The following is a 13,771-nucleotide window of genomic DNA, read 5'->3' on the forward strand; positions in this document are numbered from 1 at the left end:
AAAATTTGTCGCGACGCATCATTTCGCGCACGGAAATCCCCCGCATGCTTGGCATCGTCCGGATCGCGCTTACGCGGCCCTATACATTCATCGTTTTCGCCCTGACCATTCTCATCTTTGGTGTGATGTCAGCGGCACGAACGCCCACCGACATCTTTCCGGAAATCAATATTCCGGTGATCGCCGTGTCCTGGCAGTTCACCGGCATGACGCCCGACCAGATGTCCGGCCGCATGAACACGCCGTTCGAACGCGTGCTCACCACGACCGTCAACGATATCGAGCACATCGAGTCGGAGTCGATCAATGGCATGGGCATCACCAAGATCTTCTTCCAGCCGGGCGTGAACATCGCCACGGCGAATGCGCAGGTCACCGCGATTGCGCAGACGATCCTGAAGCAGATGCCGGCCGGCGCCACGCCGCCGCTGATCGTGAACTACAACGCGTCCACCGTGCCGATCCTGCAGGTGGCGCTGTCGGGCAAGGGCCTCTCCGAGCAGCAGCTGGGTGACCTTGGCCTCAACCAGTTGCGTCCGCAGCTGGTGACGGTGCCGGGCGCGGCCATCCCCTATCCGTTCGGCGGCAAGACGCGCCAGGTGCAGCTGGACGTGGATCCGGCGGCGCTGCAGGCGCGCGGCCTGTCCACCCAGGACGTGGCGAACGCGCTGGCCAACCAGCAGCAGATCAGCCCGATCGGCACGCAGAAGATCGGCAAGTACGAATACGTGATGGAGCTGAACAACGCTGCCACCCACGTGGACGAACTGGAAGACCTGCCGGTCAAGATGGTCAACGGCACGACGATCTATGTGCGCGATGTCGCCCACGTGCGCGACGGCGCACCGCCGCAGACCAATATCGTGCACGTGGATGGCGTGCGCTCGACCATGCTGTCGATCCTGAAGAACGGCTCCACCTCCACCCTCGCCATCGTGGCGGGCGCGCGCCAGAAGCTGGTGGAGATGAAGGATTCGCTGCCGGACAACCTGACCATCAAGCCGATCGGCGACCAGTCGGTGTTCGTGCGCGCCTCCATCGACGGCGTGATCCGCGAAGGCATCATTGCCGCGGCGCTGACCAGCCTGATGATCCTGTTGTTCCTGGGCAGCTGGCGCTCGACGCTGATCATCACCACGTCGATCCCGCTGGCGGTGCTGGGCTCGGTGTTCACGCTGTCGGCCATCGGCCAGACGCTCAACATCATGACGCTGGGTGGCCTGGCGCTGGCGGTGGGCATCCTGGTGGACGAAGCCACGGTGACCATCGAGAACATCAACTGGCATCTGGAGCAGGGCAAGGACGTCATCACGGCCATCGTGGATGGCTCGGCGCAGATCATCGTGCCGGCGTTCGTGTCGCTGTGCTGCATCTGCATCGTGTTCGTGCCGATGTTCTTCCTGCCCGGCGTGGCGCGCTACCTGTTCGTGCCGATGGCGGAGGCGGTGATCTTTGCGATGATCTTCTCCTTCATCCTGTCGCGTACGCTCGTGCTGACCATGGCGAAGTACCTGTTGCAGGCGCATCCGGCGACGGTGGACGAGCACGGCCAGCATATCGAGCAGCCGGCGCCGAAGACGATGCTGGGCCGCTTCCAGCAGGGCTTCGTGAATCGCTTCGAGACGTTCCGCGCGGGCTATAGCGGCGTGCTGCATCTGGCGCTGGAAAACCGCAAGGTGTTCGTGATCGGCTTCCTCAGCTTCGTAGTGTTGTCGTTTGCGCTGTTGCCGGGCCTTGGCAGCAACTTCTTCCCTGATGTCGACGGCGGCCAGATCCTGGTGCACGCACGCGTCCCGGTGGGCACGCGCGTGGAGACCACGGCGGCGGAGTTTGCGGACATCCAGAAGTCCATCCGTCAGGTGATACCGCCGGACGAACTCGATGCCATGATCGACAACATCGGCCAGTATTCGAGCTCGATCAACACGATCTACAACAACACCGGCGAAGTGGGCGAGTCCGACGGCGATATCCAGATCTCGCTGAAAGAAGGTCATCACCCGAGCGCGGAATACGTGAAGATCCTGCGCGAAAGGCTGCCGCGGCTGTTCCCGGGCACGACGTTCTCGTTCCCGCCGGCAGACATCGTCAGCCAGATCCTGAACTTCGGTTCGCCCGCGCCGATCGATCTGCAGATCCGCGGCAGGAGCCTGGAGAAGGACTTCGCGTACGCCAACATCTTGCTCAACAAGCTGCGCCAGATTCCCGGCGTGGTCGATGCACGCTTGCAGCAGTCGCAGGCGCAGCCGGCCTTCCGCATCGACGTGGACCGCACGCGTGCGCAGTTGCTGGGGCTGACCGAAGGCGACGTGACCAACAGCCTGATCGCCGACCTTTCCGGTACCGCCCAGGTGGCACCGACCTATTGGTTGAACCCGGACAACAACGTCACCTATCCGATCTCCGCGCAGGTGCCGCAGTACCAGCTGGACTCGCTGGCGCAGCTGAGCAATCTGCCGATCACCGCCAAGAGCGGCGGCAATGCACAGGTGCTGGGCGCGTTGGCCGACATCACGCGCACGCATCGCAATACCATCGTGAGCCAGTACAACATCCAGTCGATGGTGGAGATTTACACCGCCATCCAGGGACGTGATCTGGGCGCCGTGGCCGGCGACATCCAAAAGGTGCTGGATGACACCAAGAAAGACCTGCCCAAGGGCGCAAACGTGGCGCTGCTCGGCCAGGTGCAGACCATGCACGATGCCTACTTTGGCCTGCTGTTCGGCCTGCTGGGTTCGGCGGTGCTGGTGTATCTGCTGATCGTGGTGAACTTCCAGTCCTGGACCGATCCGTTCGTGATCATCACCGCGCTGCCCGCAGCGCTCGCCGGCATCCTATGGATGTTGTTCGTCACGCACACCACGCTGTCGGTGCCGGCACTCACGGGCGCCATCATGTGCATGGGTGTGGCGACCGCCAACTCGGTGCTGGTGGTGAGTTTCTGCCGCGAGCGCCTGGCTATCCACGGCGACGCCACGCTGGCGGCGCGCGAGGCAGGCTTCGTACGCTTCCGTCCGGTGCTGATGACCGCGCTGGCCATGATCATCGGCATGGTGCCGATGGCCCTGGGCCTGGGCGACGGCGGTGAGCAGAACGCACCGCTGGGTCGCGCCGTGATCGGTGGCCTGTTGTTTGCCACCACCGCCACGCTGATCTTCGTTCCCGTCGTTTTCTCCATTGTGCATGCGCGTTACAAGCACGCGCCTGACGCTGATTCGGCTGACCATGCCGGAGTACCCGCCCATGTCTGAACATACCCAGCTTCCTGAGGTCCACTTGTCGCCGCGTCGTCTGCGACTGGCCGCCGTGATCGCTGCCGTCGTCTTCGGCTCGATCGTGGTGATCGGCGTCACCACCCGCATCGTGCAGGCGCGCAACCTGCACCAGTGGACTGACGAACAGGCCATTCCTACGGTCGTCATCTCCGAACCCGAATCCGCCAACGGCTCCTCGCCGCTGGAACTGCCGGCGCAGATGGATGCGTTCACCAACGCACCGATCTTCGCGCGCACCAGCGGCTACCTGAAGTCGTGGGACAAGGACATCGGCGCGCAGGTGAAGGCGGGCGATGTGCTCGGCGTCATCGATACGCCCGATCTTGACCAGCAACTGCTGCAGGGTCTGGCCGACCTGGCCAGCGCCAAGGCCAATGCCGCGCTCGCTGGCACCACGGCGAAACGCTGGCAGGTACTGCGCCAGACCGATCCCGATTCGGTCTCGCAGCAGTCGGTCGACCAGTTCAACGGCGATCTCGCCGCCAAGCAGGCACTGGCCAATTCGGCGCAGGCCAATGTCGATCGCCTGAAGGCGCTGAAGTCGTACGCCAAGCTGGTGGCTCCGTTTGATGGCCGCGTGACCGCGCGCAACACCGACGTGGGCGCGCTGATCACCGCCGACACCAGCGGTACCGGCACACCGCTGTTCACTGTCTCCGACACCAGCAAGCTGCGCGTGTATGTGCGCGTGCCGCAGGTGTATGCGCCGGCCATTCATCGCGGCGACGAAGCCACGCTGAGCGTGCCGGAGTATCCGGGCAAGTCGTTCACCGCCAAGGTGGAAGCGGACGCCCGCTCGATCACGCCGACCTCGGGCACCACCCTGGTGCAGCTGTTGGTCGACAATCCCGATGGCAAGCTGCTGCCGAGCAGCTACGCGAGCGTGAGCTTCAAGATCGGTTCGGGCGCGCTGGGCCTGCGCGTGCCGGCCGAGGCGCTGATCTTCGACGACAAGGGTCTGCATGTCGCCACGCTGGATGCGAGCGACCATGTGCACTTCAAGAAGGTGACGATCCGCCGCGACTTCGGCAAGACCATCGAAGTGGGTTCGGGCCTGGTCGGGAATGATCGCGTGATCATCAACCCGCCGGACGGCCTGGCCGATGGCGACGAAGTGCGCATTGCGAAGAACCCGCAGGCGGGCAAGCCTCATGACAAAGCGTAAGTTCGTCGCCACGAAACTCGCCGTGACGGTGGCGGCCACCTTGGCGCTGGGCGCCTGTTCGATGGCGCCGACGTACAAGACGCCGGACGCACCGGTGGCCGAGCAGTATCAGCAGCAAAGCGGACCCTGGACGCCGGCGCAGCCCGCCGACCAGTTGCCGCGCGAAGGCTGGTGGAAGCTGTACGGCGACGATCGCCTCAATGGGCTCGAGGACCAGCTGATCGCGCACAACGCCGATCTCGCCGCCGCGCTTGCCAGCTATCGGCAGTCGCGCGACGTGCTGGCCCAGGTTCGCGCTGACCTGTTCCCGCAGATTTCGGCGGGCGCGGGCGCGACCCGCAATCGCCAGTCGCTGAACTCGCCGCTGCATGGTTCGACTTCGCCTGAGTACTACAACCTGTATTCGGCCCAGCTGCAGGCCTCGTACGAAGTGGACCTGTGGGGCCGCGTACGCGACAACGTGGCAGCCGGACGTGCGGAAGTGCAGGCATCGGCAGCCGATCTCGCTTCGACACGCCTCAGCCTGGAAGCGACGCTGGCTGATACCTATCTGCAGCTGTTGGGCGCTGACCGCCAGATCGACTTGTTGCAGAGTACGGTGGACGCGTATCAACGCGCGCTGCAGCTCACCACCACGCTGCATGCCGGTGGCGCGGTGTCCGGGTTGGACGTGGACCGCGCGCAGACGCAGCTCTCGTCGACCAAATCCGCGCTCTCGCAGGCCAAGGCGCAGCGCGAAGTGTTGCAGCATGCGATAGCCGTGCTGGTTGGGCAGTCGGCTTCCACGTTTGCGATCGATGCGAAGACCGATCTGCCGGCTCTGCCGACGGTTCCGGTGGGCATACCGTCGACGCTGTTGCAGCGTCGTCCGGATATCGCCGCGGCCGAACGCCGTACGGCGGAGGCGAACTCGCAGATCGGCGTGGCGCGCTCGGCGTTCTTCCCGTCGCTGACTTTGAGCGCGGCGGGCGGCGTGTCCAGCGGCGCGTGGGGCAATCTGCTCAATGCGCCAAGCCAGATGTGGGCGTTGGGCCCGAGTCTGCTGATGAGCGTGTTCGATGGTGGCCTCCGTCGCGCCAAGGTGGCGCAGGCGCACGCGGCCTTCGACGAAGCCAGTGCGCAATATCGCGGCACCGTGCTCACCGCCTTCCAGCAGGTGGAAGACAACCAGTCGCTGATCAATAACTTTGGCAATGCCTTGGTGGATCAGAACGATGCCACCAATGCTGCGGACAAGACGCTGAAGCTTTCCACCGCGCTGTACAAGCAGGGAGCCAACAGCTATCTCGACGTGGTGACGGCGCAGGTGGATGCGCTCAATGCGCATTTGAGTTTGCTGTCGCTGCAGACTAATCAGCTGCGGGCTAGTGTGCAGTTGGTGAGGGCGTTGGGTGGTGGGTGGACGGGTGATGACATCGCGCCGGATCATCTGACGGCGGATGCGAAGGCGCAGGGCATCAAATAACTGTGGGAGCGCACCCTGTGCGCGACTCAATCGGGGCGTACGAGGCAAGATTGCGTCGCGCACAGGGTGCGCTCCCACCTAAGGTATCGAACAAAAAAGCCCCGGTTTGCGCCGGGGCTTTTTCTTATCGAAGCAGCGCGTCGATCAGCCGCCCAGTTTCTCGGCCAACAACTTCTCCAGCTTGCGCTGGTCCACGGCAAACTTGCGGATGCCGTCGGCAAGCTTGTCGGTGGCCATGGCGTCTTCGTTGTGGCCCCAGCGAAATTGCGCTTCGGTGATCGGCTTGGGAGCCGCCTGGGTCGCGCCGTTGTCGTTGAGGGCGCGCTGCAGGGGCGTGCTGTCCTGGTCGAGCTTTTCCAGCAGGTCGGGGCTGATGGTGAGGCGGTCGCAGCCGGCGAGGGCCTGGATCTGGCCGATGTTGCGGAAGCTGGCGCCCATCACCACGGTCTTGAAGCCGTGCTGCTTGTACCAGGCGTAGATGCGGCGCACCGATTGCACGCCCGGGTCTTCTTCCGGCGCGTAGGTCTTGGTGGCGGTGTTGGCGACGTACCAGTCCATGATGCGGCCGACGAAGGGCGAGATCAGGAACACGCCGGCTTCGGCGCAGGCCACCGCCTGTTCGAATGAGAACAGCAGGGTGAGGTTGCAGTTGATGCCGCGCTTTTCCAGCTGCTCCGCGGCGCGGATGCCTTCCCAGGTGGAGGCCAGCTTGATCAGGATGCGGTCGCGCTGCACGCCGTGCTCCGCGTACATGCCGACCAGGCGCTCGGCCTTGGCGATGGAGGCATCCACGTCGAACGACAGGCGCGCGTCCACTTCGGTGGAAACGCGGCCCGGCACGATATCGACAATCTTGCGACCCACGGCCACGGCGAGGTGATCGCTCGCATCCACCAGCTGCTGTTCGCGCGAATTGCTCTGGCCCTTGGCCCATGCCACCGACTCTTCGATCAGCGGTGCGAACTTCGGGTTCTCGATGGCCTTGAGCAGCAGCGACGGGTTGGTGGTGGCATCCACCGGGCGCCAGCGGGCGATGGCTTCGATATCACCGGTGTCGGCGACCACGGTGGTGTACTGGCGCAGTTGTTCGAGTTGGGAAGACACGGCGATATCCGGCTTGGAAAACGCTGATTGTCCACCCTAAGCGTCGCGCGGCAAAGTCGATTCTGAAGTGGTCCGCTCATCGATCCCGGTGACGATGCGGGCATGGCGCTGGTAGGTCCAATACGCCCAGGCCCAGTCCAGCATCACCACCAGTCGGTTGCGGAAACCGATCAGGAACGCGATGTGGGCGATCAGCCAGACCCACCAGGCCAACAGCCCGGATAGTTTCACGCGGCCAAACTGGGCCACGGCGGCCATGCGCCCGATGGTGGCGAGCGAGCCGTCGTCGCGATAGCGGAAGGGTTTGGTGGCGGTCTCGCCGCGCCAGCGGGCCTTGAGCGCGGCCGCGGCATGGTGGCCCATCTGCTTGGCGGCCGGCGCCACGCCCGGCACGGGCTTGCCGTCGGCCTGGGTCACGCTCGCCAGGTCGCCGATCACGAAGACTTCCGGATGACCTGGCAGGCTGAGATCTGCTTCCACCAGCACGCGTCCCGCGCGATCCACCGGCGCGCCCAGGCGGGCACCCAGCGGCGACGCGGCGACGCCAGCCGCCCACAGCACCGTGCGCGCGGGATACGGCGCTTCGCCGAGCATCACGCCGTGCTCGTCGATGGCGGTGACGGACGTGTTCAAGCGTACTTCGACGCCCAGTTTTTCCAGCTGGCGCCGCGCTTTTTCAGTGAGATCAGGGGCGAAGGCCGGCAACAGTTTTGGGCCGGCTTCAACGAGCAGCACGTTTGCCATGCGCGGATCGGCGCGACGAAATTCGCGCGGCAAGGTATGGCGTGCGATTTCCGCCAGCGTGCCGGCCAGTTCCACACCAGTGGCTCCGCCGCCGACCACCACGAAATTGAGCCACGCCTGTCGCTTCGCGGGATCCTCTTCGCGCTCGGCGCGTTCGAACGCGATCAGTACGCGACGGCGGATGGTGAAGGCGTCTTCCAGCGTCTTCAGTCCCGGTGCATAGCGTTCCCACTCGTCATGCCCGAAATAGGCATGCGTGGCGCCGGTGGCGACGATCAAGGCGTCATAGGGAAGCTCGCCCTGCGCGAGATGCACGATGCGGCGTTCGAGGTCGACATCGAGCGCTTCGTCCATCAGCACCGTCACGTGCTTGTCCTTCTGAAGAATCTGCCGCAGCGGCGCGGCGATCGACGGCGCGGAGAGGCCGGCCGTGGCGACCTGGTAGAGCAGCGGCTGGAAGAGATGATGATTGCGGCGGTCGATCAGAGTGACGCGAACATTGGCATCGGCCAGTTCGCGCGCGGCGGCGAGGCCGCCGAAACCGCCGCCGAGGATGACGACATGGGGGCGAGGGTCGGACGCTGCGTTGCCTTCCATCGGATGCTCCTTTCAAGGTGAGTATCGTGAAGGTCGCGCCGTCGTCGCCCGGTCAATAGAGATCGATCGGGTCCACGTCGAGCGACCAACGCACGCGACGCGCCGTAGGCAGCGTCGACAATGCGGGATACCAGGGGCGCAGCGCGCCATGCAGGGCGCCGCGCGTCTCCGCTTCGATCAGCAGCTGGCCACGATGGCGGCCGGCGCGCAGCGGCATCGGCGCGGGCATGGGGCCGGCGAGCTGGAGCGGCAGGCCGGCGAGTGCCTGCGCTGCTTCGGCGAGGAAGGCATCCACGTGCTCGCGCTGGTGCGCGTCGGCACGCAGCAGCACCTGATGCCCGTACGGTGGCAACTGCACAGTGCGCCGTTCCTCGAGCAGGCTCTGCGCCGACGCGGCATAGCCTTGCGAGAGCAGCTGGCGCAGCAGCGGGTGATCCGGGTGATGGGTTTGCAGCAGCACGCGGCCCGGCTTTTTCGCGCGGCCCGCGCGACCGGCCACTTGCACGACGAGTTGTGCGAGACGCTCGCTGGCGCGGAAGTCCACGCTGAGCAGGCCCTCGTCCACGCCGACGATGGCGACCAGGGTGAGGTTCGGCAGGTCGTGGCCCTTGGCCAGCATTTGCGTGCCGACCAGGATGGCGGGCTTGTCTTCGTGCAAGCCTTCCAGCAGTTGTTCGAACGAATCGCGGCGACGCGTGGTCTCGCGATCGATGCGCAGCACGGGCACCTCCGGGAACTGCGCCGTCAACGCTTCTTCCAGGCGTTCGGTGCCCTGGCCCTGGGGCTTGAGATCAGGCGCCGCGCATGAAGGGCATTGCGCCGGCGGTCGCGCGGTGTAATCGCAGTGATGGCAGATAAGCGCGCGACGCCCGGCGTGGAAGGTCATCGGATGTTCGCAGCGCGGACATTCCGCGTGCCAGCCGCAGCTGTAGCACAGCAGCACCGGCGCATAGCCGCGGCGATTGCGGAACACCAGCACTTGTTCGCCGCGCGCTACGGTATCGCGAACCGCGATGAGCAGGGCGGGCGAAAGACCGTGGTCGAGGCGTTGCGCGCGCATGTCCACGATCTGCACTTGCGGCGCGCGCACGGCGCCTGGTCGCGCGCGCAGATGCAGCGCGCGATAGCGGCCCGCCTGCACATTGGCCAGCGATTCGAGCGAGGGCGTGGCGGAGCCGAGCACCACCGGGATATTCAGCGCGCGCCCGCGCAATATCGCCAGATCGCGTGCGTGATAGCGAAAACCTTCCTGCTGCTTATAGGCGCTGTCGTGTTCTTCATCCACCACGATCAGACCGGCATGCGGCAACGGCGTGAAGATCGCCGAACGCGTGCCCAGGATCACCTTCGCCTCGCCCGATCGCGCGCGCAGCCACGCGCGTGCGCGATCGCCTTCGGCCAGATTGGAATGCAGCACCTGCACGGCGACGCCCAGGCGATCGCGCAGGCGGCGCACGGTCTGCGGCGCGAGGCCGATCTCCGGTACAAGCAGCAACGCCTGCTTGCCTTGCGCGATCACGTTTTCGATCAGGGCGAGATACACCTCGGTCTTGCCGCTGCCGGTGACGCCGTCGAGCAGAAAGGGCTGAAAGCGGCCAAGTGCTTCGCCGATCGTCTCCACGGCCTGCTCTTGCTCGTCGCTCAGCGAGGGCGCCTCGGTGAGCCGCGGCGGTTCGGCGGCGTGGGACTGGGTGCGTTCGATCAAGCCGGCCTGCTCGAGCCGTCGCGCGGCGTCGCGCCAGCCGGGCAGCATCTCGTGCAGCAGCTCGGCGGTCTGCGGTCCGCGTGAGAGGGCGTCGAGCAAGGCGCGACTGCCGCCGCGCCGGCTTCCCGCGTCCAGCGCGCTGCGTCCGCTCTCGGTCAGAGCCCAGGCTTCGTCATGCAGGTCGGGGAGCGCGCGATCCTCGCGCAAGGCCAGGGGCAGGGCGTTGGCATAGGCCTCGCCGGGCGCACCCAGCCAGTAGTCGGCGGCGCGGGCGAGCGTGGCCATCAATTCGGCGTCGAGCAACGGGGCGTCGTCGAGCACGCGCAGCACGCGCTTGAGCCGGCCCTGGCTCACGGCCGACTCCACGTTGGCCTCCACCACCACACCTACCGATTTGCCCTTGCCGAACGGCACCAGCACACGGCTGCCCGCGACCGCCTCACCGCTGGCCGGCGGCAGGTAGTCGAACAAGGTGGGCAGGGGTACCGGCAGGGCGACGCGGAGAACGGCGGGCATGAATACCTCTCGGCACAACAGTGTAACCGGGCCGTTTCACCCCGTGAGATATCAGCCGGATGAAACCCATTCAAAACCTGTTTGAGGGTCCGGCCGCAGCTTGCAGGTTCTTGCTGCCCCGTCATCTAGGAAAGAGAGCTAAGTGACTATTGGCAGGGGTCTTTTGAGCTTATCCACAAGGTCTGTGGATAACTCTGTGGATGGTGCGTTGAGGGAGGCCTCTAAGGCGCATGAAAACGCCCTTCCGTACGCGCTGTTCAAGTTTTAGCCAGCAACTAAAACCAATAAAAAACAGTCACTTAAAATTATCGCTACGCTGGGGTTCATCTAACTGCCACAGGCATGGGACTTGCCTTGACAGCCGTGTGACGCTGTGCAAAACCCCGCTTGAAAGCGCTTTTGGGGTGCCGCGAAACCGCGCCGCTGCGCGATTTGTGTGTGATTTGTGTCACAAAAGTTCGCGAAGCCGCGCCCTAGTTGGCGATACCCAGAACCGCGGCAAAGGTGAGCGCAAAAATGGCCATGAAGGTGTAGCACCAGCCGACGAACAGGTATTTTAGGATGGTCACGAACCAGCCCTGCCGGTAGACCCGCTTTTGCATGAGCAACAGATAGGCCAGCGCCCACGCTCCGAGCCCCCAGGCTGCCAGAACAAGAGGCGTGCCCAGCCAGTGGGCGTGAGGCACCAGCCAGGCATAGAGCAGGTATACGCCCATGCCCAGCATCAGGGTCAGGAATAGGAAGGCGTGGCTGTGCAGGGCCACGATCAAGTGCTCCATATAGAGCCGCCGCTTGAAGATATAGGTGAACTTCAGCAGCAGGGCGAACAGCGGCATCAGCACGAACAGGGTCTGCGGCAAGACGTGGAACACCGCGGCGGTGATGCGTTCCTGCGCCTCCGCGGCGCGCTCGCCGCCGGCCTGGATGTCGCGGACGTTGGCCCCGGCGCGTGCCACTGAGCGGTCGAGACTGTGGTTGAGCGCGTCAGGCAGCCAGGGGATATGGATGGGCGTGGACTCCAGAGGAATCGATTCAAACTTGCTTTCTTTTACGCCCGTATCCGTCAACGGCGACGCGCCCAGCTGGGTCAGGCGATGGTTGGCATGGTCGCGCTCGATGACGAGCGGGCGATTGTAGTTTTTGCTGTCTTTCTCGTCGGTCTGGCCGGCGGCCGCCTCGAGATCCTTGCGCACTTGCGCGTAGTGCGTGCGAACCGCCGTGGGCGTGAGATCGTGGGCAAATTGGCCGGTGCCTTCGCTCGCTTCGCTGTGCACCTGCAGGATGTCCATATTGCCCACCACCAGGTGGCACATGAAAAACGCCAGCAGCGACAGCACGAACATCAAGCGAAACGGCGCCACATAGCGCTGCCGGCGGCCGGAGAAATATTCCAGGGTGAGGAATCCCGGGCGCAGGAACAGCGGGGGCAGGGTGTGGATCACGCGACCATCCACATGCAGCACCAGGTCCAGCGTGTCTTCCACCATGTGGTGCATGGGGCGCAGCACGGTGTGGATGGACTGCCCGCATTCGTGGCAGAACTCCCCCTGCATCGGCGCACTGCAATTGGCGCAATGCACGCCCTCGAACGACACGATTTCCTTCTTCATGCGCCTCCCCCGGATGAATCAGCGGGCGATCTTGGCACAAGCAGGCAACGCAGACAGCTGCCGTGGGCTCTTATCCACTGTCGTTGCGGGAAGGCACGCGGCGGGGCTGCGCTAGAATGTGCGGCCAAGGAGTCTCTTTATGCTGTCTTTCCGCCCCGATCGCGCCAGGGTGGCGCGCGAGGTCGGCGCCACGGTGCGTCTCGCCCTTCCCCTGATCGCCGCGCAGCTTGCCGCGGTGGGTCCGAACTTCGTCGATGCCGTGCTTGCGGGGCATTTGAGTGCGCACGTGCAGGCGGCCGTCACCACGGCGGTCAGCATCTGGGCGCTGGCCCTGGTCACCGGCTTGGGGATGATGATGGCGGTGCCGCCCTCGGTGGCTCAGCTCGATGGCGCCGGCCGTCGCCACGAAGTGGGCGCGGTGTTCGTGCAGGCCATGTGGCTGGCCTGGGCGATGGGCATCGTGCTGTGGTTCCTGGTGCGCCATGCGACGCCCTTGCTCGACTGGATCGGCGTGGTGCCCACGCTGCGTGCCGACGTCATGCACTTCCTGCATGCGATCAGTTGGGCGGCGCCTGCGATGACCAGCTACTTCGCCATCCGAGGCCTGTCCGAAGGCTTGTCGATGACGCGGCCGTCGATGTATTTCGGTTTCGGCGGCCTGCTGGTGCTGGCTCCGCTGGGTTATGTGCTGATGTACGGCAAGTTCGGCCTGCCGGCGCTGGGTTCATTGGGCAGCGGCATCGCCACCGCCACGGTGCTGTGGCTGGAGATGCTTGCCTTCCTGTGGTTCGTGGTCAAACACCCCGCCTATGCCGATGCGCACCTGCGCGCCGGCCTGGCGTGGCCGAAGCCGAAAATGATCCTCGACCTGGTCAAGATCGGCGGCCCGATGGCAGTCACGCTGCTGGCCGAAGGCGGCTTGTTCGTGGCCGTGGCGCTGGCCATCGCAACCCTGGGCGAAACCGTGGTGGCCAGCCATCAGGTGGCGTTGAGCGTGGCGACCGTCGCCTTCATGGTGCCGCTGGGCCTGTCGATGGCGATCACCGTGCGCGTGGGCAATGCGGTGGGACGCGGCGATGCCAAGGGCGTGCGCTATGCCGCGCTGAGCGGCGTGGCGCTGGCGTTGTTGGTGCAGACCGTCTCTTCGTCGCTGATGCTGGGCCTGCCGCACTTCCTTGCGCGCATGTATACGCACGATGCCGGTGTCATCGCACTGGCCGCGCAACTGATGGTGCTGGCCGGCTTGTTCCAGTTTTCCGATGGCATCCAGGTCACTTCCAACGGCGCGCTGCGCGGACTCAAGGACACCCGCGTGCCGATGGTGATCACTTTGTTCGCCTACTGGGGCGTGGGCATGCCGGTGGGCTGGTGGCTGGCGTTCCGTCATGGCATGGGTGCGCGCGGCATGTGGATCGGCCTGATCGCCGGGCTCACCATGGCGGCCATCCTGTTGTTCACCCGGCTCTGCCGCAGCGCCTTCCACGATCGCTGGCAACGTCCCGCCTGAGTTCTCCGGCGGGCGTTGTCCCGCCGTTCGATGGGACGCGCCTGCGGCGCCCGCCATGTGCCGTTTGCCCCACATGACCT

Annotated in this window: 8 protein-coding genes; 4 read left to right on the forward strand and 4 right to left on the reverse strand. The window is 65.1% G+C overall.

What is annotated here, in order from left to right; genetic code table 11:
• The first annotated feature begins 44 nt into the window (after window positions 1–44).
• From AC1DMY_RS00270 to AC1DMY_RS00280, 3 genes are read left to right on the forward strand one after another with little or no spacing between them, the layout of a single operon-like run.
• A complete protein-coding gene (locus AC1DMY_RS00270) occupies window positions 45–3,254 on the forward strand; it encodes an efflux RND transporter permease subunit (protein ID WP_477163059.1) in 3,210 nt (1,069 codons plus the stop codon).
• Window positions 3,247–4,443, forward strand: a complete 1,197-nt coding sequence (locus tag AC1DMY_RS00275) for an efflux RND transporter periplasmic adaptor subunit (protein ID WP_477163060.1) — start codon at window positions 3,247–3,249, stop codon at window positions 4,441–4,443. The genes AC1DMY_RS00270 and AC1DMY_RS00275 overlap by 8 nt, the downstream gene beginning before the upstream one ends.
• The gene (locus tag AC1DMY_RS00280) at window positions 4,430–5,908 is read left to right on the forward strand and encodes an efflux transporter outer membrane subunit (RefSeq protein ID WP_477163061.1); all 1,479 of its coding nucleotides are present in this window, start codon (window positions 4,430–4,432) and stop codon (window positions 5,906–5,908) included. The genes AC1DMY_RS00275 and AC1DMY_RS00280 overlap by 14 nt, the downstream gene beginning before the upstream one ends.
• A 144-nt stretch (window positions 5,909–6,052) precedes the next feature.
• Here AC1DMY_RS00280 and tal read toward each other — a convergent pair whose 3' ends face one another.
• The 4 genes from tal to AC1DMY_RS00300 all read right to left on the reverse strand — a co-directional run bounded on the left by tal (window position 6,053) and on the right by AC1DMY_RS00300 (window position 12,184).
• A complete protein-coding gene (tal, locus tag AC1DMY_RS00285) occupies window positions 6,053–7,018 on the reverse strand; it encodes a transaldolase (protein WP_477164162.1) in 966 nt (321 codons plus the stop codon).
• Window positions 7,019–7,048: 30 nt separating this feature from the next.
• Window positions 7,049–8,353 carry an NAD(P)/FAD-dependent oxidoreductase gene (locus AC1DMY_RS00290; RefSeq protein WP_477163062.1) on the reverse strand — a complete coding sequence of 435 codons (1,305 nt, stop codon included), beginning with the start codon at window positions 8,351–8,353 and terminating at the stop codon, window positions 7,049–7,051.
• 52 nt (window positions 8,354–8,405) lie between these two features.
• A complete protein-coding gene (locus AC1DMY_RS00295; RefSeq protein WP_477163063.1) occupies window positions 8,406–10,574 on the reverse strand; it encodes a primosomal protein N' in 2,169 nt (722 codons plus the stop codon).
• Between the two features lie 473 nt (window positions 10,575–11,047).
• Window positions 11,048–12,184 carry a DUF3667 domain-containing protein gene (locus AC1DMY_RS00300; RefSeq protein WP_477163064.1) on the reverse strand — a complete coding sequence of 379 codons (1,137 nt, stop codon included), beginning with the start codon at window positions 12,182–12,184 and terminating at the stop codon, window positions 11,048–11,050.
• Window positions 12,185–12,323: 139 nt separating this feature from the next.
• Here AC1DMY_RS00300 and AC1DMY_RS00305 point away from each other — a divergent pair, with 139 nt between their 5' ends.
• Complete coding sequence (locus AC1DMY_RS00305; protein ID WP_477163065.1) at window positions 12,324–13,691, forward strand: MATE family efflux transporter; 1,368 nt, start codon at window positions 12,324–12,326, stop codon at window positions 13,689–13,691.
• Window positions 13,692–13,771 lie beyond the last annotated feature (80 nt).

This window comes from Dyella sp. 01L423 (assembly GCF_056399945.1).

Coding starts and splice junctions, on each gene's coding strand:
- AC1DMY_RS00270 (WP_477163059.1), top strand. CDS start 45: ATGCTTGGCATCGTCCGGATCGCGCTTACGCGGCCCTATACATTCATC.
- AC1DMY_RS00275 (WP_477163060.1), top strand. CDS start 3,247: ATGTCTGAACATACCCAGCTTCCTGAGGTCCACTTGTCGCCGCGTCGT.
- AC1DMY_RS00280 (WP_477163061.1), top strand. CDS start 4,430: ATGACAAAGCGTAAGTTCGTCGCCACGAAACTCGCCGTGACGGTGGCG.
- AC1DMY_RS00290 (WP_477163062.1), bottom strand. CDS start 8,353: ATGGAAGGCAACGCAGCGTCCGACCCTCGCCCCCATGTCGTCATCCTC.
- AC1DMY_RS00295 (WP_477163063.1), bottom strand. CDS start 10,574: ATGCCCGCCGTTCTCCGCGTCGCCCTGCCGGTACCCCTGCCCACCTTG.
- AC1DMY_RS00300 (WP_477163064.1), bottom strand. CDS start 12,184: ATGAAGAAGGAAATCGTGTCGTTCGAGGGCGTGCATTGCGCCAATTGC.
- AC1DMY_RS00305 (WP_477163065.1), top strand. CDS start 12,324: ATGCTGTCTTTCCGCCCCGATCGCGCCAGGGTGGCGCGCGAGGTCGGC.